Below are 19,001 nucleotides of genomic sequence, written 5' to 3'. Positions count from 1 at the left end.
ACTGGCTTGTTACCTGTCGAACCACACATCCGACATGTCGAGATTGAGCACGGTCGTCGGTGCAAGCTTCCAACCCTTGAACTCCTTCACAGCAGCGGTCGCGCGGTTATTGCCGAACAAGGGAATATTGTAGCCCTGATCCACCAGCCGTTCGAGGAACTCCCGCACCACCTTCTTCCGCTCGGCCGGATCGGTGATATCAGCCTGCTTGTTGAACAACTCCACCAGCGTCTTGTCTTCGGCACCCGAATAGTTGTTCGGACTACCGGGGATGAACTTCACCAGCACTTCGTTCGGGTCGACGCTGACCGTGTTGTTGAAGTCGATGGCCACGTCATAGTTGCCGCTGGTCAGGGCAGCAAAATAAGGCGGGGTCTCGGCCGAGATCTGGTCGACCTCGATGCCGATCTGACGCCACTGGTCCATGATGTAGATGCCGAGCGGCTGCCATGGCAGCCGGACGTTGCGGTTCAATAGCGTGAGCTTCAGCTTCGGCACCCCGGCGTCCGCGAGCAGCTTCTTCGCTTCCGCGCGCTGCTTCTCCATATCGGTGCTGTAGCCAGGGAGCTTCGCCATCTCGTCCTTGTTGTAGGCCACCGGGCTCGCCGCCGGCACGAACACTGTCGGGAATTCAAGCGTCGCGAGCTTCGAGAGGCTCGGTATGCCACCCCAGCGGTCGATCGCAAGGCTCAGCGCCTTGCGCACCCGCGGATCGTTAAACGGCGGCTTCTTCACATTCACAGTCAGGAAGTTCGTGATGTTGAACGAGTTCTCGTGAAATTCCACCGCATCGCCGCGCAGGCTCTTCAGACGCGCCCGATCCGGCGGCGCAACCTGGAACAGCAACGCGTCGACCTGACCGCCCGCCAGTGCATTGATCACGCCGGGTCCATTGATGAAGAAGGCGCGGATGCCGTCGAGATATGGCTTACCCTTCTGGTAATAATTGTCGAAGCGCTTGGCGGCCCAGTGCGAACCCTTGACATACTCTTCGAACACGAACGGGCCGGTGCCCATGACATTCGTGTCATAGAACTTCGGATTCTCCTCCAGCTTCTTCGCCGAATAGACGCAATTCCAGGGATTGGCGAACATGAAGATCGCGCCCGGATTCACCCGCTTCAGCTTGAACACGACGGTATCGGCCGATGGCGTCTCGATCGAATCGATGCTCGAGAACTGCCCCTTGCGTGCGGACGTGACACCCTCCGGCGGATTGCGTATGCGATCGAAGGTCGCCTTGATGTCGGCCGACGACAAGTCGCTGCCGTCATGGAATTTGACCCCGGGCTTCAGCTTGAAGGTATAGCTCAGACGATCCGGCGCCACTGTCCATGACTCGGCTAGATCGCCGATGATCTTGGAGAAATCGTTCGGGTCGTATCTGAGCAATGTCGAATAATGCGGCCCGAGCACCTGCAGCGCGAACGACGTCGCCGCCGCATGACAATCGAAGCTTGTTGGTTCGCCTTCAACGACATGCCGCAACACGCCGCCGCGTTTCGGCGTCTGCGCCAGCGCGGCACTCGCAACGCTTCCGGCGATTGCAATGCAGACAAATGTTTGCGCAATGCGGGCGATAGATCGCATTAAAACCTCCCTGATGGTGCGGTCGCCTGCTTTGCGCATGACGATCGCGGTTCCGTTTATCGGAACCTCTTTCCTTACAATGGAGTCTAACGCCGCAGCGTGCGCCGTCAAATGCAAACGGCGCTGCTCAGCGCTCACTGTCGATTGTGTCGCAGAACCGCGGACTACGCCGCTCAAGAAATGATCTGACGCCTTCGGCAAGACCGGCAGCGGCCGACGCTCGCCTTCACGTCCGGAAGTCCGAAACGAGCCCGTTCACTCGCCAGAATGAAGTCGCAACACACTGCGACCTCCGGCCCACCGCCGGCTGCGACGCCCTCAACCACGGCCAGCGTGGACTTGGCACAATGCGCAAGCGATGCGGCCCAGTGTGCATCGATCAGCCTTGCGGCGGGATCAGCGTAAGCACTGACGATGCCGTCGCCAGGATCGCGTCGTTTGCCTTGGTCCGCAGCAGCGCCCGCGCAAAGCCGTTCCGCCGACCAAGCCGGTCGACCTCACCCTCGGCAATCAGAATGCCCGGCTTCACCGCCGCGAGAAACGATACCGTGAGGCCGGCTGTGGCGAAATGGATCGTGTCGTCCAGCGCGGTCATGATCGCTGCCGCCATCGCGTAATCGAGCATCGCGGATACCGCACCGCCCTGCACAACGCTGGCGCCTTGCAGAAAGAGCGGCGAAGGCTCGAACTGAAGCGTAATCCGGCCGGTTTGTGCCGACACGATACTCGTGCCAAGCGCGGCGAGCAGCGGCGACGAGTCGAAGGCCAGCGGCGCGGGCGCGCCCGCGAGAAACTCGCGGACACGCATGCGGTCTGGATTTTGCTCCGTCATCACCGCGCTCAGTTGATCTCGATACAGACCTTGCCAACATGATTGCCGCCCTGCAACCAGGTCAGCGCGTCCGGAAGCTGCTCAAGCGGATAAGTGCGGTCGACCACCGGCTTGATTCCGTGCTGACCGATGGCGCGTAGCATGTCGGCAAACTGCCGACGGTTTCCAAGCGCAACACCCACCACCTTCAGCATGTTCATGGTGATCAGCGGCAGCGGGAAATCGAGCGACGGTCCCGCCACCACACCGATCACGGCGACCGTTCCGCCGAGCTTCGATGCGCGGATCGACTGCTTGATGGTCCCTGCTCCACCGACCTCGACCACGAGATCGACGCCGCGGCCATTTGTCAGCTTGCGGGCAGTCTTCCCCCACTCAGCATCGTCCCGATAATTGATGACGTGATCAGCGCCGAGCGATTTCAACCGCTGAAGCTTGGCCTCGCTCGACGAGGTCGCGATCACGGTCGCGCCGGCCGCCTTTGCGAATTGCAGCGCGAAAAGCGAGACGCCGCCGGTCCCCTGCGTGAGCACGACGTGCTCCGGGCCGGTCTTGTGCGCGACGCGCACCGCGCTCCACGCCGTAATTGCGGCACAAGGCAGGGTCGCCGCCTCGACGAAGCTGAGATTTTGCGGAATTGCGAGGACCGCGTCGGCATTGAAGACGCGATATTGCGAGGCTACGCCATCTGCGAGGCCGCCGGGGGCGTCGCGCAGAAGAAAGTCCTGCGGCTCGCCATCCTGCCAGAACGGAAAGAAGCAGCCGACCACGCGATCGCCAACCTTCCATTCCCGTACACCGGCGCCGACTTCAGCGATCTCGCCCGCGCCGTCCGAGAGGAGGATCAGGTCCTCGCGCTTCTGCATTCCACCGTACTTGCCGTCGAGCGTCAGCAGGTCGCGAAAGTTCAGCGAGGCGGCGCGCATGCGCACCAGCACCTGGCCGGGTCCGGGCTTTGGATCTGGAACGTCACGCAACGCGAGGTTGGAAAGGCCTAATCCGCCCATCACCATGGCCTTCATCGAAGCAGCTCCGTTTTTCTTAAAGCTGGCGCGACGTGGCGCCGGCGCTCACAATTCGTGGAATTTGCGATTGTCCCTGGCCATGTCGAGCAACATGGCCGGCGGCGCGAACCGCCCGCCGAAGCGATCAGCATAATCCTGCGACTTGCGCGCGAATTCCGCCGCGCCGACGCGATCGACATATGCGAACACACCGCCGAGATGCGCAGGATATCCCCAGCCGAGTACAGCGGCGAGATCGGCATCGATCGGCCGCGCCACGATGCCCTCCTCCAGCGTGCGGATCGCCTCCAGCGACTGAACGTAGAGCAGGCGCTCGCGCACGGTCGTCTCATCCAGGGCTGACGGCTTGCTACCAAGACACGCGGCGAGACCGTCCCATGGATCGCGCGCGTCGCCATCGTATGTATAGACACCGTTGCCCTGAAGCTTGCCGACGCGACCGGCGTCGGCCAGCTTGCCGACCGTTTCGCGCGCTACGCTTCCGCGGTCGGCAATACGATTGCCGTCGCCGCGCATCGAGGCAAAGATGTCCTTCAGGAGCGGCATCGTCACCATGTCGCAGAGCGAGACCGGACCAAGCGAAAAGCCGGCATTGACTGCGGCGTTGTCGATCAGCTGCGGCGATACGCCTTCCGCGAGGAGATTCATCGTCTCGCTGGAATAGGTCGTGACAACGCGGCTGGTGAAGAAGCCAAGACCGTCGCGCACCACCACCGGTGTCTTGTCGATGGCCTTCAGGAAATCCAGCGCGCGCGCCAGCGTCTGATCCGACGTCGTGTCGGTGCGGACCACCTCCACGAGGGGCATGCGTTCAACGGGCGAGAAGAAATGCAGTCCGATCATGCAGGATGCATCCGGGATGGCGGACGCCAGTTCCGAGATCGGGATGCTCGACGTATTGCTCGCGATCGGAGTTCCCGGCCGCGCCACGGCTGCCGCCTTCTTCAGGACCTCGCGCTTCAGATCGGCGCGCTCGAACACCGCCTCGACCACAATGTCGCTGGTCGCGACCCCGTCATACGACGACGTCGCATGAATGCGTGCGATGACATCGGCAAAAGAGCCGCCGCGCAGTCGTCCGCGCTCGGCGTCCCGCTCCGCGCTTTTGGCGATGGATTGCCGGCTCTTGGCCGCCACCTCATCGGACACGTCGATCAGGTCGACCTGCATTCCGGCCTGGGCTGCGACATAAGCGATACCGCGCCCCATCACACCGCCACCGATGACCGAAACGTGCGCGGGCTTCGACGGCGGGACATCCTTCGGCCGCATCTTCATCGCCTTGGCGTCGGTCGTGCCGACAAACAGCGTGCGGATTTTCGCCTTGGCATCGGGTGATGCGGCGAGTCGCGCGAAGTGGCGCGTCTCGATCGCAATGCCGGCATCGAGCCCACGCTCAAGACCATGATGCAGCACCTGCAGGATCGCTTCGCTCGCGAGATCGCATCCGGCACTGCGTTTGTGCAGCCGCGTCCAACTTCCCATGAAGAACATCCGGCCCTCGGCCGATTGCGGCGCAAAGCCCGGCAGCCTGAACCCCTTCACGTCCCAGGCCTGCACAGCATTCGGATTGGCCAGCGCCCAGGCCTTCGCGGCCGCGCGCAATTCATCCGGCGGCACCACCGCATCGATGATCTTGGCAGCAAGCGCCTCCACCGGTTTGAGGCGCTTGCCTTCGAGCAGCAGCGGAGCTGCGGCCGCGATCCCGATCAGGCGCGGCAAGCGCTGCGTGCCGCCGCCACCCGGCATCAGCCCCAGGGTGACCTCCGGCAGACCGAAGCGCGCGGACGGCACATCTGCCGCAATACGCCTATGACATGCGAGCGCGAGCTCGAAACCGCCACCGAGCGCGGTGCCGTTCAGTGCGGCAACCACCGGCTTGCCGCCGGTTTCGAGCTTGCGGATGGCGTTCAGAAATGGCGTCACGATTGCGATGGCATCCGCCGGAGTTTCGACGCGCCGCAACTGGTCGAGATCGCCGCCCGCGAGAAAATCGCGCTTCTCCGACGTCAGAACGATGCCCTTCACGGTGTCATCGGTCAGCAGACGGTCAATCAGGGCGGCAAATTCGACATTGTCCTGCGCGCCGAGCGTGTTGACCGGCCCGGGGCTGTCGAACACAAGAAGCGCGATGCCGTCGCCGAGGCTCTCTTGCCGGATCATTGTACGCTTTCTCACACGCGCTCGATCAACGTTGCTACGCCCATGCCAAGACCAACGCAGAGTGTGGCAACCCCGCGCTTCGCACCCGTGCGCTCCAGTTCGTCCACGAGCGTGCCGATCAGGATGTTGCCGGTCGCGCCGATTGGATGCCCCATCGCAATCGCGCCGCCATTGACGTTGACGCGATCATGCGAGACGCCGGTCTCCTCCATGAAATGGAGCACCACCGACGCGAAGGCCTCGTTCACCTCAAACAGATCGACGTCATCGAGCGTCAGCCCGGCGCGCGCGACCGCCTTGCGCGCCGCCTCGCCCGGCGCAGTCAACATCAGACACGGCTCACAGCCGACGGTCGCGAAACTCACGAACCGCGCGCGCGGCTTCAGGCCGAGTTCCTTGCCGAGCGCGGGCGAACCGATCAGCATTGCGGCCGCGCCGTCGACAACCCCGGAAGAATTGCCGGCGGTGTGGACATGGTTGAGCCGGTTCACCTGCGGATAGCGATGACGCACGATGTCACCAAAGCCACCCTTCACAGCCATCGTTTCGAATGCGGGCTTGAGTTTCGACAGCGTCGCCATGTCGGTCGAGGGGCGCATATGCTCGTCGCGCGACAGGCATGGCGTGCCGTTGAAGTCGTTCACGGAAATGACCGAGCGCGCAAACCGCCCCTCATCCCATGCGCGTGCAGCACGCTTCTGCGATTCGACCGCGAACGCATCGACATCCTCGCGGCTGTGACCGTCGAGGGTCGCCACAAGATCCGCGGCCACCCCAAGCGGAGTGAAATTCGTGATCGTGTTGAATTCCGCGTCGCTGCCCCATGGGCCGCCTGTGCCGCCCATGGAGATGAGCGACATCATCTCCACGCCGCCCGCGATCATGCAATCCGCCTGCCCCGCCATCACCCGCGCCGCCGCGGCATTGGCCGCATCGAGCCCGGACGAACAGAAGCGGCTCACTACGGACCCCGAAATGCGTTCATCGAAGCCGGCGCGCAGCAGCGAGGAGCGTGCGATGTCGGCTCCCTGGTCGTCTACCGCGTCGCCGCAGCCGAACACGATGTCGTCGATAGTCGCGCGCGTGCAGCCCGTCCGCTCGTCCAATGCCTTCAGAACGGTGGCGCCGAGGTCAATCGGCGAAAGCGTGTGGAGGCTTCCCGTGGCGCGGCCGGAGCCGCGCGGCGTGCGCAAGGAATCATAGATCAACGCATCGGCCATGCTGCGTTCCTGCCCTGGGGCCGGTGGGCAGCAATCGACGCTGCGGCACTCCGGCTTGCATTCCGTTGTTCGGAATATGGTTTCGCTTATTGATATCGGACGGGCGGGACGACTTCAAGCGGCGGCTCTCATTGGGTGGCCTATATGCGGGATCGGCCGCTACGCCGGGAAGAATGCACTTCGCGCGAGCCATGAAAGAACCCGTCCCACTCACCATCGAAATTCCCGGCGGCGGCGCTGTTTCAGCGCTGCTCGACAAACCCGCAAGACCCCTCGCCTGCTACGTGTTCGCACATGGCGCCGGTGCCGGCATGACGCATCGGTTCATGCAGGCGGTTGCGACCGGCCTCGTGACGCGCAACATCGCGACGCGATGTTATCAGGTCTCCTTGAATCAGTCGGACATGACGTGAAACGGGCGCGCGTTGTCTGAGCGACGCGGGCTGCTTCGTCGCTGACATTCGCATGCCCGGCGAGCGGTCTTGAGTTTCAGGGCATCGTCCCTTCACGTCTGTCAATCCGCGCTGGATGAGTTGTACATACCGCCTGAAGCCTCTGAATCACAGAAATCAATATGTAACATCGTTCATTGCATCGTAGCGTTGGTGATGCGATTGGGAATTGTTTTAACCTGAGATCGAAGATGAGCGCACGGAGCGTCCAGGTCGAACGCGGCGAGAACGGTTCGATCCTCATGCGAAATTCGCAACCGCTGGAACCATACCCGCGCGTCATAACGGAACGGTTCAACGCAGCTCTTGCCGAGTGTCCGGGCCGCATCTTCCTAGGCGAACGGGGCGAGAACGGAGTTTGGCACGCAATCACTTATGCCGAAGCGGAAGGTAAGGTCCGTGCGCTCGGTCAGGCGCTGCTTGAGAGCGGCCTGTCGCGCGAGCGGCCGCTCGCTATCCTTTCAGCCGGCTCTATCGCGCACGCCCTAATGGCGCTTGCCGCATCGCATGTCGGTATTCCTTATTGCCCGGTGTCGCCAGCCTATTCGCTGTTGGCGTCGAACTTCGAAAAGCTCGCGCATGTGATCGGTGTGGTCCGTCCGGGCATGGTCTTCGTCGAGAACTACGACGACTTCGCGCCCGCATTGGCGCGGATAAGCAAGAATGACTTTTCAATTGTAGCCAACCGGGCAGCACCGGAGAATATGTTGTCCCTGGCGGAACTTGAGGAGACGACACCGACCATTTGGGTCGACAAAGCCCACCGAGCCATTGAACCTGACGACACACGTTCGATCCTGTTCACCTCTGGCACGACCGGCCGTCCCAAAGGGGTCATCACAACGCACCGCATGACCACGGCGAATCAGCAGATGTTTCTGCAGACGTTTCCGGAATTCGTCCGTGAGCCGCCCGTCCTCCTGTCCTGGTTGCCGTGGCACCACACGTCCGGGGCCAACTCAATCCTCGGTTCGGTCCTCTACAATCTCGGCACGCTTTGGATCGATAACGGACGGCCAGTCGACGGACCGCCGATGCAGGAGACGATCCGCAATCTTCAGGACATCGCACCAACGGCGTATTTCACTGCGCCGGCGGGCTTTCGTCTACTGGCAAAGGCACTGCGCGACGACCACAGCTTGCGACGAAAATTCTTCTCGCGTCTGTCATTCTTCTTCTATTCAGGTTCCGCGATGCCGGAAGCGCTCGCGCGCGAAATGGACGCGATATCCGAAGTCGAGACGGGGCGACGCGTGCCGCTCTATTCCTGCTACGGCGCAACGGAAACGGCGCCCTTCGCGCTCGCCGTCAACTGGCCGGGTGCGAGCGGCCGCCAGGTCGGGTTACCCATGTCAGGCGTTACGCTCAAGCTCATACCCCTCGATGATGGTAGTTTGCTGGACGCGCGCCTGAAGGGGCCCTCTGTGACACCTGGTTACTGGGGCGATGCAGACGCGACGGCGCAGGCATTCGATGACGAGGGCTATTACCGCTATGGCGATGCGCTCACCCCGATCGATCCACAAGACATAACGAAGGGTCTCGTTTTTGACGGTCGCATTGGCGAGAATTTCAAGCTTGCGACAGGCACCTGGGTGAATGTCACCGATTTGCGCGATCGGCTATTGACTGCAGCCAAGGGATGCGTGGCCGATGTCGTCATCGCCGGCGAGGGGCAACTGGAAGTCGGCGCCCTGATCTTTCCGAATTCACATGCTCGCAGCGATGCGCAGTCGCTTCGAGACGAGGTGCGTGCCGCGCTTCGCGAGCTGTCCTTAGGCGCGACCGGATCCTCCACCTTTATCGCTCGCGCGCTGTTGCTCCCGACACCGCCGGATGCAGCGGCAGGCGAGATAACCGACAAGGGCGCGGTGAGCCAGAAATCAGTGCTGCGCAACCGCGCAGACGATATCGCCCGCCTGTTCGCAGTGCCACGTCACCCCGATGTCATTACGCCCGATCTTGGAGAATAGGCGACATCGATGATCTACCGGCACAATGTGCTGCCGCTCACTCGGCTCTACCGCGCCCAGCACTGGGATGCAGAGTGGTCGAGGCCGGTTTTTGAACCGAAATCGAGGTGAAATCCGGCTTCTGTTTGGCCGCAAAGGCCCGTAAACCTTCCGCAACTTCTGGCGAATCCGAATGCCTTATCGCCGCCGCAAGCGCGGCATTGATCGCCTCTCTCTCGGACACCTCGCGCGCGAACCGGAGAGATCGCTTGATTTCGGCGATGGCACCCGTAGGCGCCGCGGCGAGCCGATCGGCGAGCGCGCATGCCTCTTTCCATACATCGTCCCGGGGGACGCTGCGCGTCACGAGTCCCCAGTCATGGGCTCGCTTGCCATCGATCTCACGACCCAGCATCAGCAATTCGCGAGCACGGCCTTCACCAATCCGTTGCTGCAACCGGACTGTTCCGCCGAGCGCGGGAAAGACACCGAGGAATATTTCGGGAAACGACATGCGCGCATCCTCGGCGGCAAGGATAAAATCGCAGCTCAGGGCGAGCTCCAGTCCACCGCCCATTGCTATGCCCTGGATCGCTGCGACCGTCGGGATATCGAGGTCGGCGATCGCCTGAAACGCCCGCGCTTCGACTTCGAGCAGAGGGCCGGGCCCCTTCCCCTCTGCGCGCAACCGAGCCAGTTCGCCGATGTTGGAGCCGGCACAGAACGCGTCGCTATTGGCGCCGGTTATCAGCAGGGCGCGGATGTTTTGGGACCGCCCGGCGCGCCCGGCGATCTCTTCCAGAGACGCTGCCATGTCGCGCGTGATCGCGTTTGCCCCGCTGCCGGACAGCCGTACGATCAGCACCTGCCCACGCAATTCGTCGTCAATCTGTCCCACGCGAGCTCCCAATCACAAACGTCTTCCCATAGTGCTGAATGGGGACAAATGAAGCTACCGCAGAAGCTGCGAGAAGCAATGGTATCGCACCACAATGGCACAGGCGCATCGTCCCACCAACAAGCGCGGCACACCCGAGCAGGAAATCAAAGCCAACAACGTATAAGCCGCTCGCATCCTTCGACTCATGAGCGCATGATTGCAGTAGCCGATGGTGGCGGATAATTTCAGCGCAGCGCGCCGCAGCGTGCGCAGTCATAAATGCTGGAGGAATGCCTTGGAGCCCCGCCTTGAATTCGCGTTCGAGACCCGCCTGAAACTCGCGCCCCGGCTGCGTATGGAAAATCCCCCCGGCGGCGGGGCGCGACTTTCAGTGCCGGTGCTGGAAGGCGTGTTCGAAGGTCCGCGTCTGCGCGGCAAGGTGCTCAACCACGGTGGGGAGTTTCCGCATGTGCGCGCCGACGGCGTGTTCAGTTTCGACGCGCGGTATTTCATGCAGGAAGACGACGGCACTCTGATCTACATCCAGAACCGCGGCTATCGACACGGTCCGCCTGACATCATGGACCGTCTCTATAAGCTTGCGCCCGGCGATGTGATTGATCCATCGCTCTATTACTTCCGCTGTACCCCCACCTTCGAAACGCCTCCCGGGAAGCATGACTGGCTCACCAAGTATGTTTTCATCGGAGCGGGTGCACGCGACGAAAAGGGAAACAAAATCCGCTATTATCAGGTGCTCTAAGCAATTCCACTGAGTGACATTCCACTGAGTGAAATGAAAAAACCATTGAGGAAACGACATGGACTTTTCTCTGAACGTGTGCGGCGGCATACGATTTCTTGCGGCAATGATCGGCGCTTTTTCTGCCGTCTCAGCTTTTTCAGATTACGCAGCGGCGCAGACTTATCCCGACAAGCCAGTGAGGGTAATCCTCGGTTTCGCGCCCGGTACGCCGCCTGACCTCGCGATGCGCCGCATCTCCGAGCCGGTAGGTGCAATCCTTGGTCAACCCGTGCTGATCGAAAGCAAGCCCGGCGCGGCCGGCGTCATTGGCGCCGAGTTCGTAGCCAAGTCGGCGCCCGACGGTTATACGCTGATGGCCGGCACGCTGGGTACGCACGCCTTTAATCCCAATCTCTATAAGGCGCTGCCTTACGACGCCCTCAAAGACTTCACGCCGATCACGCGGATCATCTCCGGCGGGTTCAACACGTTTCTGGTCAATCCGAAATTGCCCGCCAACAACGTGCCGGAATTCGTCGCGCTCGCAAAGACACGCGCGAAAGAAGGCAAGCCGCTCACATTCGGCTCCGGCGGCGTCGGCTCGGTCGCACATCTGGCTGTCGAATTGTTCAAGCAGGCCGCGGGCATCGAATTGGTGCATATTCCATACAAGGGCTCCTCGCAGGTCGTCACCGATGTGATTGGCGGCCACGTCGATCTCATCGTGACGGGGCCTTCGGTTACGTTGCCGCTGGTCGAGAGCGGCAAGCTAAAGGCGATCGCGGTCGACACCCCCGAGCGCCAAAAGCGCATGCCCAACGTGCAGACCATGTCCGAAGCCGGTATCCAGAATGTCGAACTCGTCGTTTGGGTCGGCGTTTTTGCGCCCGCGAACATCCCCCCGCACGTGGCGAACAAGCTTCACGCCGCGCTGACCAAGGCGCTGGCTCAGGACGATGTGAAAGCGGGGTTTGCGCGCGACGGCATGGACATCATCACCGACGAGAGTCCGGACGCTTTCCGCAGAGTGATCGCAGCCGACATCGAGAAATGGGGCAAGGTCATCAAGGCCGCTAACATTCCCCTGCAATAGCAGAGTACCTGGCGGCGACGGTGGCGCGAGCCTTCGCCGGAACTGCCGCCCTATCCTGCGCCGCTGCTGCCGGCCGCCCGAAAAACGTTCAGCTACGCATGCCTACCACGCAGGCGTGCTCAGGTTTCTTTGCTGGGCAGCTACATCGCAGCGCGAAGCAAAGTCTCAAAATCTTCGGCAGACGGGCGGCGCGGCGTAGTGGCATTGGAATGGTCTGCCATCGCGCGCGTGACCGTCGCGGCGATGTGCTCCTGTCGGAATCCCATTTCACCCAGCGTCATGGGCAGCTTCAGATTCTTGAGCAAAGTTTCCACGGCCTCCGGGAGATCAGCGTCGTTCTCGAGCGAGAACAGATCCCGTAATACGGCGTATTTTTCGCCCACATAGCCATCGTTGAAGCGCAGGACGTGCGGAAGCAAAACGCCGTTCAGCATGCCGTGATGCAATGTCGGCGAACGCAACGCGCCGGCAGCGTGAGAGAGCGAATGCACTGCGCCGAGCCCTTTCTGGAACGTAAGGCCTCCTTCCAGCGCCGCCATCATCATTTCCCAGCGTGCCTCGCGATCTTCGCCGTCCTTCACAGCGCGGTGGATAAAGCGCCATACGCGCCGGGCGCCATCGAGCGCGATCGCTTCAGCCGGGGGATTGATCAGCGGCGAAAGATACGTCTCGATGCAATGGGTAAGAGCATCGATGCCGGTCGCGGCCGTCAACAGCGGCGGAAGCCCCAGCGTGAGTTCAGGATCGCAGATCGCCCTTTTCGGGAACAAATGAGGACTGATCAACGCCAGCTTTGAGCCGTTGGTCAGGTTCAGCAAAGCACCGCGACCGACCTCGCTGCCAGTCCCTGCCGTGGTTGGAATTGCGATCACCGGCGCGACCTTCGCGGTAATCCTGCCGACGCCGCCATGGATCGCCGCATAATGCTCGAGCGGGCCTTCGTGAGTGACTGCCAACGCCACGCCCTTGGCAAGGTCGATCGGCGAGCCGCCGCCGAGCGCAATGACGCCGTCGCAGCCGCCGTCTCGATACGCTGCCGCGCCTTCACGCACCGCTTCCTCTGTCGGATTTGGCGGCGTGCCGGCAAATGTCACTACGTTGTTCAGGTCGAGTTGATTCAGCACCTGAGCTGCGATGCCTGCATTTTGTACGCCAGTGTCGGTGACGAGCAAGGGCCGGCGAATGCCAAGAGCTTCCAGCTCGGTCGGAAGACTCTTGATGGCGCCGAAATCGAAGAGTGTCGTTGTCAGGTAACCGATGGTCGCCATGGTTCCTCCCCTTGCGACCAGCATTGTGCATCGCAATGATCTTATTATTCATCGTATGTTTAACATCGGATGATTGCGCAGGCAACAAGACCGGTGTTAGGCTTGATGTGCCAGCCAGCCATTAGAGCCGGCGGCCGGGAGCGAGACGGATCGATGCGTACCAAGCGCGCCAAATCCGAAAAGCGTTTGAAGCCGGGCCGTATTCACGCGGTGCTGACGACGCTTGGCCGTGAGATCGCTCAGGAAATCATCCCGGCCGGCACGGTTCTGCCACCTGAGAATGATCTCGAGGCTCGCTTTGGCGTCGGCCGCGGCGTAGTACGTGAGGCGATCAAGACTCTTTCTGGAAAAGGGCTGGTCAGCGTCCGGCCGCGCCACGGGACCAAGGTGTTGCCAAGGCGCGATTGGAGCCTGCTCGATCGCGACGTGCTGAATTGGCTGGTCGGTCCCGACAAACCCGATCGCGAATTGCTGCTGGCGGTGCAGGAAGTTCGCCTGATCATCGAGCCGGCCGCGGCCGCGCTCGCCGCGACGCGCGCCACCAGGCATGATCGGCAGCGAATCAATGCAGCCCTGGAGGCGATGCAGACCGCAGAAAATCAGGACACGCGAACCGCCGCGGACAAGGGGTTTCACCTCGCGATCCTGGACGCCACGCACAATCCGGTCTTGCAGGGCTTTAGAAGCGCGATCGACACGATTCTAAGCACCGTATTCGTGGTCGCCGTCGACAGCGTCGATGGCTGGTACGAGGAGAATCTCCCGAACCACGCGGCCACAGCTCGTGCGATCGAGGAAGGGGACGCCCAAAAGGCCCGCCGCGCCATGGAGCGGGTGCTCGGCTACACCCAGACCAAATTGTCGCGTCGAAAAGTCGGTGCCAATCACCGGGACCGCCGAACGAGCCGCCCTCGCAATTCGAGGCACGTGCAATGACGCGGCACTGGCTTTCTTCAGCGCTTTGGTTCTGCGCACCTTTTGCAGTGCTGATTGTCCTCTGGGCGGTTCTGATCCCGTATTTCAACGTCAACCCTCGCCTGTTTCCTCACATCACCTCCGTGGTGCAGGCCGGCATTGAGGGTATTCAGGACGGCAGCCTGATTCAGCATATCGGTGCAAGCCTGCTGCGCGTTCTCGTGGGCACGGTGCTCGCGCTGTTGGTCGCGATTCCCCTGGGCGTCGCCATGGGCGTCAGCCCGGTCGTCTCCAGCTTCCTGACACCGCCATTCAGGTTTTTCTCGGTGCTGGCTGGCATCGCGTGGATTCCCATTGCGACGCTGTGGTTCGGCTACGGCTTCGGCGCCATCACCTTCGTGATCTTCAATGCCGTGTTCTTCATCGTCACGTACAACACCCTGCTTGGCGTATCGACTATTCCGCTACACGTGCGCAATGCAGCCGCATCGCTCGGTGCGGGGCCGTGGGCGATGTTGACAGAGGTGTTGCTGCCGGGCGCACTTCCTAACATCGTCACCGGGGTGCGGACCGGGCTCGGCTTTGCCTGGCGCGGCCTCATTGCGGCCGAGATGATCGCCACCAATGTCGGCCTCGGTTACATGCTTTTTGTGGCGCGCGACTTCTACAAGACCGAAGTGATCGTGCTCGGCATGATCGTGATCGGCGTGCTGTGGCTGCTGCTCGATCGGCTGTTCCTCGCACCGATAGAGCGCGCCACCATCGAACGATGGGGCATGGTGCAGCCGGCATGAAATCATTCCTGCTCAAGACATGGGGTCATTACGTGCGCCTGACCGCGCGTTGGCCGTCGATCGGTTCCATCGTGCCGTTCATTCCCCTGATCGCGGCCTGGTGGATCGTCACCGCGCTGCAGATATTTCCAAGCGTGTTCCTGCCGGGACCTGTAGAAGTGGCGCGCTCGTTCGGTAATCTCGTTTATACGGGCGTCCTCCCGGAGTATCTTCAGGACAGCATGGTGCGCCTCGCCGTCGGCACGTTCTGGGGTATCGCGCTCGGCATTCCGCTCGGTATCCTGGTCGGGCTCAGCCCTCGAGCGCATACGGCACTTTGGCCGCCGCTGCTATTCTTTCAGGCGATTGGCGATATCGCCTGGCTACCGATTCTGGTCATCTGGTTCGGATACGGCCTGACGACCATGACTGTCATCATCGTCTACACGGTGATCTTCCCGGTCGTTCTCAATACTGTGCTGGGTGTTCGTTCGATTCCGATCAACATGCATCGCGCCGCGCTCAGCCTCGGCGCATCGCGCGCGCGCCTGCTTTGGGAAGTTGTGTTGCCGGGCGCGCTCCCCAACATCATTACGGGCTTGCGCAACGGGCTTGGCTATGGATGGCGCGCGCTGATCGCGACCGAGATTATCGTCGGCACCAGCGGCATCGGCTTTCTCATGTTCGACGCGCGACGAGCCGGGTCGGTCGTTGAGATACTGCTCGGCATGATCATCCTCGGCATTCTCTGGTACATCGTCGACGGCTGGATCCTTGCGCCTATCGAGCGGGCCACCGGACAACGTTGGGGGCTGGTGACGCGGTGAAGAATCTGGTCATCCGCAATCTGTCGAAGACATACTTCGACATCTATGCCGGCACCAACGTGACTGCCGTGCACAATGTCTCGCTGAACGTGCAGCAGGGCGAGTTCGTCTCTATCGTCGGACCGTCGGGGTGCGGCAAGACCACGATCCTGAACATGATCGCGGGTTTCATTCCACACACGGGCGGCGAGATCCTGCTCGATGGACGGCCGGTGAATGGTCCTGGGCCTGACCGCGGCGTGGTGTTTCAATCCTTCGCGCTGTTCCCCTGGAGGACCGTGCTGGAGAACGTCGCCTTTGGCCCAAAGATGCGCGGCGTCGGCAAATGCCAGCGAGAAAAGATTGCGCATGAGTATCTGGCACTAGCCAAGCTGACCGAGGCAGCTGGGCGCTACCCCGCAGAGCTGTCGGGCGGTATGCAGCAGCGTGTCGGCGTGGTCCGCGCGCTGGCGAACGAACCAGACGTGCTGCTGATGGACGAGCCTTTCGCAAGCGTCGACGCTCAGACGCGCATGACGCTGCAGGAAGAACTGACCCGCATCTGGCAGGAGAAGCGCCCCACCGTCCTTTTCATCACCCACGATGTTGCGGAAGCGGTCTTTCTCGCCAACCGGGTGGTGGCGCTGTCCAAGGGACGCGTGCTCGAAGAGATTGAAGTGGATTTGCCGCGGCCGCGCTCGTGGGAGGAGCTGAACGACGATGCACGGTTCAAGGAACTGACGGGTCGGGTGCTTCAACTCGTGCGGTCGGCCTGACCATGCTGCGCGATGCTCTCAGATCGCGAAAGGCGCGCATTCTGCTGGCGGTCGCCGGCTGCTACCTCGCCTGGCAGCTTTGGCTCACCATCGCCGCACCATACAAGCTTGCAAACTTTGCCGGCGCTCCGGAGAAGGTGAACATCGTCGTCACCCTTCCGTTTCCACCGGAGCGATTTCACGTCCAAATGTTCCAGACCTACGGCAGGGTCTCTGGGACACAAGAAAATGCCGTTGAAGTTCGGGGAGTGAAACGAGCGGACCTGACGAGCGTCGCCCGCCCTTACTGGGTCACGCGCGTCGAGCCGCTTCAACCAGGAGTATGATTGAATGCGACGAATTATGTTGCAACTCTGCGCCTTGCTGCTGCTGCCGTCCCTTGCAATGGCCCAGGCAAAGGACCCCATAAAACTCAAGGTCGGCATGGTGAATGCCGTTGACATGCTGGCGTTGCCGATTGCAGTCGAGCGCGGCTTCTTTGAAAAATACGGGCTCGATGTGACGATTGCTCGTCCCTATGCCACCGGCATCGACGCACTCAATGCGTTGCAGGCGGGCGAAACCGATATGGTGCAGGCGGGCGTGCCGGCCATCGGCGCCATTCTGCGCGGCATGGATCTGGTGTTCTTCGGCAATTTCAGCGGCAATGCCACCAAGCTCGGCTCTGATGCGACACTCGCGCTGATCGCCGGCAAGGACTCCGGCATCGTCAAGGGCGACCTCAAGAGTCTCAAAGGAAAGAAGATCGCGACCTCGTTCGGAACGATCAACCATCTCTACATTCTCGGCTTGCTTGAGAAGGCCGGGCTCGCGCCGACCGACGTGACTCTGATCAATACCCCGCCCCCGGAGATGAGCGTGGCGTTGCTGACAAAGGGCGTAGACGCGTTTGTGTCCTGGGACCCGGCACCGGTGATTGCCATGAAGGATGTGCCGGGCGCGATCGAGGTGATCCGCGGAGGCGATGTCATTTCTTACCTCGGCTTCAACATTGCACTGCGGCCGTGGGTTGAGAAGAACGGGCCGACGATCGAGAAATTTCTCGCAGCGGTGTCGGAAGCCGACCAGTGGATGCGCAAGAATCCCAAGCAGGCTGCTGCCATTGGCACACGCTGGATTCCTGGCCTCAAGCTCGACGTTGCCGAGACTGCGATGCAATACAATGTCCAGCAAGTGGACCGCCGGATTTCCGCTCACAACTATCGTGCGCTGTGGAAGGCGCAGGATACGCTGCAACGGCTGGGCGTGATCAAGACGGTGTTCGATGTCAACAAACACATCGAGCCCAAGTTCATCCTCAACGTGATGACCACATACCCGGATCTGTTTTCGGACCTGCCGCCAATTCCTGCGGATGTGGCGATTAAACCTGGCTTCGCCTTCAAGCCTTGAGCCTCGGTTGCCGCGCATCCCGTTGAAGGTGCGCGGCAACTCAACTCAACGACGTGACATAACTCATGGCTCCCGCACCGTCGATTAATAGCGGAGGCCATCGTCCGTTCTGACGTTGAGGCAGATTATCTCACTGCGGCCTTCAATCGACCGGCTTGATCCCGACCTTCTCCACGACGCGGCTCCACAATTGCATTTCGTCACGGATCGTCTGCGTGAACTCCGCCTGCGTTCCGCCCACGGGCTCCAGACCTACTTGAAGCAGCCGGTCTCTCACGTCCGGCGTCCCGATAATCTCCCGCAAGAACAGGCCCAGGCGATCCACGACCGATTGCGGCGTATTGGCTGGGGCAAAGACTCCGAACCATACCGCCACATCAAAATTGGGATATCCATGCTCCGCAAATAGTTGGCAAATCCGGTGCGAATGGCGTCCGCTTCGGAGACGTTGTCGCGAGCGCGAGCATCTTGCCCTGGTTCGCAAGTGGTATGGCGGTGGACGGCGGTATGAATGCCATATCGATCCGGCCGGCGATGATGTCCGAAACGAGGGCCGAAGTGCTCCGGTAAGGCACGCCACGGATGTCGATATCCGCCGTAGCCTTCAGCAACTCACCCGCGAGGTGGGTCACTGATCCGGTGCCGAGATGACCAAAGGTCAGCTCGCCGGGCGCCCGCCTTGCGCGCGCGATCAGTTCGCCGAAGTCCTTCACCTTCGTATCGGTCCCGACGACCAGTAGAATGGGAAAGCGCCAGACGAGGCTGATAGGGACCAGCGCCTTGTGAGGATCATAAGGGATGGAGCGATGGAGCATCGGCCGAAGGACGATGTTTGCGCCGGTCATCAGCCCGAGCGTCTGGCCGTTTGGCTCAGCTCGCGCAAGCTGGTCCGCGGCAATGTTGCCGGCAGCCCCCGCGACATTCTCGAAAACAACCGGCTGCCCCATCCGCTCGGCAAGCTTTTCGGAGAGAAGCCTCGCGCCGATATCGGTTCCGGCCGAGAATCCATACAGCATGCGGACAGGACGGTTTGCACTGTCCGGGATTTGCGCATTGGCAGGATGCGTAAGCGCGATGCCGCTCAGGAGAGCGCCGAAAGCAAGGCACCGAATGAATGAC

At 61.6% G+C, this 19,001-nt stretch carries 20 protein-coding genes; 10 read left to right on the top strand and 10 right to left on the bottom strand.

Going from position 1 to position 19,001, the window contains the following annotated elements; translation table 11 throughout:
- Nucleotides 1-9: 9 nt before the first annotated feature.
- The 6 genes from VNZ93_RS08525 to VNZ93_RS08505 all read right to left on the bottom strand — a co-directional run bounded on the left by VNZ93_RS08525 (nucleotide 10) and on the right by VNZ93_RS08505 (nucleotide 6,830).
- Entirely contained in the window at nucleotides 10-1,590 is a 1,581-nt protein-coding gene (locus VNZ93_RS08525) for an ABC transporter substrate-binding protein (protein ID WP_325702905.1), read from the bottom strand.
- A gap of 173 nt (nucleotides 1,591-1,763) precedes the next feature.
- Entirely contained in the window at nucleotides 1,764-1,970 is a 207-nt protein-coding gene (locus VNZ93_RS24905) for an enoyl-CoA hydratase-related protein (protein WP_414710020.1), read from the bottom strand.
- Nucleotides 1,970-2,422 carry a PaaI family thioesterase gene (locus VNZ93_RS08520; RefSeq protein ID WP_325702902.1) on the bottom strand — a complete coding sequence of 151 codons (453 nt, stop codon included), beginning with the start codon at nucleotides 2,420-2,422 and terminating at the stop codon, nucleotides 1,970-1,972. The genes VNZ93_RS24905 and VNZ93_RS08520 overlap by 1 nt, the downstream gene beginning before the upstream one ends.
- An 8-nt stretch (nucleotides 2,423-2,430) precedes the next feature.
- Nucleotides 2,431-3,444: an NAD(P)-dependent alcohol dehydrogenase gene (locus tag VNZ93_RS08515; protein WP_325702900.1), complete on the bottom strand. Its 1,014-nt coding sequence runs from the start codon at nucleotides 3,442-3,444 to the stop codon at nucleotides 2,431-2,433.
- A gap of 48 nt (nucleotides 3,445-3,492) precedes the next feature.
- Nucleotides 3,493-5,610 (bottom strand): 3-hydroxyacyl-CoA dehydrogenase NAD-binding domain-containing protein, encoded by a 2,118-nt coding sequence (locus VNZ93_RS08510; protein WP_325702897.1) that lies wholly within the window; start codon nucleotides 5,608-5,610, stop codon nucleotides 3,493-3,495.
- An 11-nt stretch (nucleotides 5,611-5,621) separates the two neighbouring features.
- Complete coding sequence (locus tag VNZ93_RS08505) at nucleotides 5,622-6,830, bottom strand: acetyl-CoA C-acetyltransferase (protein WP_325702895.1); 1,209 nt, start codon at nucleotides 6,828-6,830, stop codon at nucleotides 5,622-5,624.
- 191 nt (nucleotides 6,831-7,021) lie between these two features.
- Here VNZ93_RS08505 and VNZ93_RS08500 point away from each other — a divergent pair, with 191 nt between their 5' ends.
- Together VNZ93_RS08500 and VNZ93_RS08495 are read left to right on the top strand one after the other, a co-directional pair.
- A complete protein-coding gene (locus VNZ93_RS08500) occupies nucleotides 7,022-7,243 on the top strand; it encodes an alpha/beta family hydrolase (RefSeq protein ID WP_325702892.1) in 222 nt (73 codons plus the stop codon).
- A gap of 230 nt (nucleotides 7,244-7,473) precedes the next feature.
- A complete protein-coding gene (locus tag VNZ93_RS08495; protein ID WP_325702889.1) occupies nucleotides 7,474-9,255 on the top strand; it encodes a feruloyl-CoA synthase in 1,782 nt (593 codons plus the stop codon).
- Between the two features lie 37 nt (nucleotides 9,256-9,292).
- On the opposite strand, the gene VNZ93_RS08490 is transcribed toward VNZ93_RS08495, so the two are convergent.
- Nucleotides 9,293-10,132 carry an enoyl-CoA hydratase/isomerase family protein gene (locus VNZ93_RS08490; protein WP_325702886.1) on the bottom strand — a complete coding sequence of 280 codons (840 nt, stop codon included), beginning with the start codon at nucleotides 10,130-10,132 and terminating at the stop codon, nucleotides 9,293-9,295.
- A 277-nt stretch (nucleotides 10,133-10,409) separates the two neighbouring features.
- Here VNZ93_RS08490 and VNZ93_RS08485 point away from each other — a divergent pair, with 277 nt between their 5' ends.
- Together VNZ93_RS08485 and VNZ93_RS08480 are read left to right on the top strand one after the other, a co-directional pair.
- On the top strand, nucleotides 10,410-10,877 hold the full coding sequence (locus VNZ93_RS08485) for a DUF3237 domain-containing protein (protein ID WP_325702883.1): 468 nt from the start codon (nucleotides 10,410-10,412) through the stop codon (nucleotides 10,875-10,877).
- Between the two features lie 58 nt (nucleotides 10,878-10,935).
- Nucleotides 10,936-11,952, top strand: coding sequence for a tripartite tricarboxylate transporter substrate binding protein (locus VNZ93_RS08480; RefSeq protein WP_325702880.1), 1,017 nt, complete (start codon nucleotides 10,936-10,938; stop codon nucleotides 11,950-11,952).
- A gap of 140 nt (nucleotides 11,953-12,092) precedes the next feature.
- Here the strand turns inward: VNZ93_RS08480 and VNZ93_RS08475 are convergent, their stop codons facing one another.
- Nucleotides 12,093-13,220 carry an iron-containing alcohol dehydrogenase gene (locus VNZ93_RS08475; RefSeq protein WP_325702877.1) on the bottom strand — a complete coding sequence of 376 codons (1,128 nt, stop codon included), beginning with the start codon at nucleotides 13,218-13,220 and terminating at the stop codon, nucleotides 12,093-12,095.
- Between the two features lie 153 nt (nucleotides 13,221-13,373).
- On the opposite strand from VNZ93_RS08475, the gene VNZ93_RS08470 reads away from it, so the two are divergent.
- The 6 genes from VNZ93_RS08470 to VNZ93_RS08445 are packed head-to-tail and all read left to right on the top strand — an operon-like array spanning nucleotide 13,374 to nucleotide 17,882.
- Nucleotides 13,374-14,156 (top strand): FadR/GntR family transcriptional regulator, encoded by a 783-nt coding sequence (locus VNZ93_RS08470; RefSeq protein WP_325702874.1) that lies wholly within the window; start codon nucleotides 13,374-13,376, stop codon nucleotides 14,154-14,156.
- Nucleotides 14,153-14,929, top strand: a complete 777-nt coding sequence (locus VNZ93_RS08465; RefSeq protein ID WP_325702871.1) for an ABC transporter permease — start codon at nucleotides 14,153-14,155, stop codon at nucleotides 14,927-14,929. The genes VNZ93_RS08470 and VNZ93_RS08465 overlap by 4 nt, the downstream gene beginning before the upstream one ends.
- The gene (locus VNZ93_RS08460) at nucleotides 14,926-15,735 is read left to right on the top strand and encodes an ABC transporter permease (RefSeq protein WP_325702868.1); all 810 of its coding nucleotides are present in this window, start codon (nucleotides 14,926-14,928) and stop codon (nucleotides 15,733-15,735) included. The genes VNZ93_RS08465 and VNZ93_RS08460 overlap by 4 nt, the downstream gene beginning before the upstream one ends.
- A complete protein-coding gene (locus VNZ93_RS08455; protein WP_325702865.1) occupies nucleotides 15,732-16,490 on the top strand; it encodes an ABC transporter ATP-binding protein in 759 nt (252 codons plus the stop codon). The genes VNZ93_RS08460 and VNZ93_RS08455 overlap by 4 nt, the downstream gene beginning before the upstream one ends.
- A 2-nt stretch (nucleotides 16,491-16,492) precedes the next feature.
- Nucleotides 16,493-16,816, top strand: a complete 324-nt coding sequence (locus VNZ93_RS08450) for a hypothetical protein (protein ID WP_325702862.1) — start codon at nucleotides 16,493-16,495, stop codon at nucleotides 16,814-16,816.
- Nucleotides 16,817-16,820: 4 nt separating this feature from the next.
- Complete coding sequence (locus VNZ93_RS08445) at nucleotides 16,821-17,882, top strand: NrtA/SsuA/CpmA family ABC transporter substrate-binding protein (RefSeq protein WP_325702859.1); 1,062 nt, start codon at nucleotides 16,821-16,823, stop codon at nucleotides 17,880-17,882.
- 142 nt (nucleotides 17,883-18,024) lie between these two features.
- Here VNZ93_RS08445 and VNZ93_RS08440 read toward each other — a convergent pair whose 3' ends face one another.
- Together VNZ93_RS08440 and VNZ93_RS08435 are read right to left on the bottom strand one after the other, a co-directional pair.
- Nucleotides 18,025-18,258, bottom strand: coding sequence for a tripartite tricarboxylate transporter substrate-binding protein (locus tag VNZ93_RS08440; RefSeq protein ID WP_325702856.1), 234 nt, complete (start codon nucleotides 18,256-18,258; stop codon nucleotides 18,025-18,027).
- 1 nt (nucleotide 18,259) lies between these two features.
- Nucleotides 18,260-19,001: Bug family tripartite tricarboxylate transporter substrate binding protein (locus VNZ93_RS08435; protein ID WP_325702853.1), on the bottom strand; the 742-nt coding region annotated here is incomplete at its 5' end.

This window comes from Pseudorhodoplanes sp., assembly GCF_035565795.1.
Taxonomy (GTDB): domain Bacteria; phylum Pseudomonadota; class Alphaproteobacteria; order Rhizobiales; family Xanthobacteraceae; genus Pseudorhodoplanes.
This window is presented reverse-complemented; position numbering and strand designations above follow the sequence as displayed.

Coding starts and splice junctions, on each gene's coding strand:
- VNZ93_RS08470 (WP_325702874.1), top strand. CDS start 13,374: ATGCGTACCAAGCGCGCCAAATCCGAAAAGCGTTTGAAGCCGGGCCGT.
- VNZ93_RS08475 (WP_325702877.1), bottom strand. CDS start 13,220: ATGGCGACCATCGGTTACCTGACAACGACACTCTTCGATTTCGGCGCC.
- VNZ93_RS08520 (WP_325702902.1), bottom strand. CDS start 2,422: ATGACGGAGCAAAATCCAGACCGCATGCGTGTCCGCGAGTTTCTCGCG.
- VNZ93_RS08465 (WP_325702871.1), top strand. CDS start 14,153: ATGACGCGGCACTGGCTTTCTTCAGCGCTTTGGTTCTGCGCACCTTTT.
- VNZ93_RS08515 (WP_325702900.1), bottom strand. CDS start 3,444: ATGAAGGCCATGGTGATGGGCGGATTAGGCCTTTCCAACCTCGCGTTG.
- VNZ93_RS08500 (WP_325702892.1), top strand. CDS start 7,022: ATGAAAGAACCCGTCCCACTCACCATCGAAATTCCCGGCGGCGGCGCT.
- VNZ93_RS08460 (WP_325702868.1), top strand. CDS start 14,926: ATGAAATCATTCCTGCTCAAGACATGGGGTCATTACGTGCGCCTGACC.
- VNZ93_RS08450 (WP_325702862.1), top strand. CDS start 16,493: ATGCTGCGCGATGCTCTCAGATCGCGAAAGGCGCGCATTCTGCTGGCG.
- VNZ93_RS08505 (WP_325702895.1), bottom strand. CDS start 6,830: ATGGCCGATGCGTTGATCTATGATTCCTTGCGCACGCCGCGCGGCTCC.
- VNZ93_RS08480 (WP_325702880.1), top strand. CDS start 10,936: ATGGACTTTTCTCTGAACGTGTGCGGCGGCATACGATTTCTTGCGGCA.
- VNZ93_RS08495 (WP_325702889.1), top strand. CDS start 7,474: ATGAGCGCACGGAGCGTCCAGGTCGAACGCGGCGAGAACGGTTCGATC.
- VNZ93_RS08525 (WP_325702905.1), bottom strand. CDS start 1,590: ATGCGATCTATCGCCCGCATTGCGCAAACATTTGTCTGCATTGCAATC.
- VNZ93_RS08445 (WP_325702859.1), top strand. CDS start 16,821: ATGCGACGAATTATGTTGCAACTCTGCGCCTTGCTGCTGCTGCCGTCC.
- VNZ93_RS08510 (WP_325702897.1), bottom strand. CDS start 5,610: ATGATCCGGCAAGAGAGCCTCGGCGACGGCATCGCGCTTCTTGTGTTC.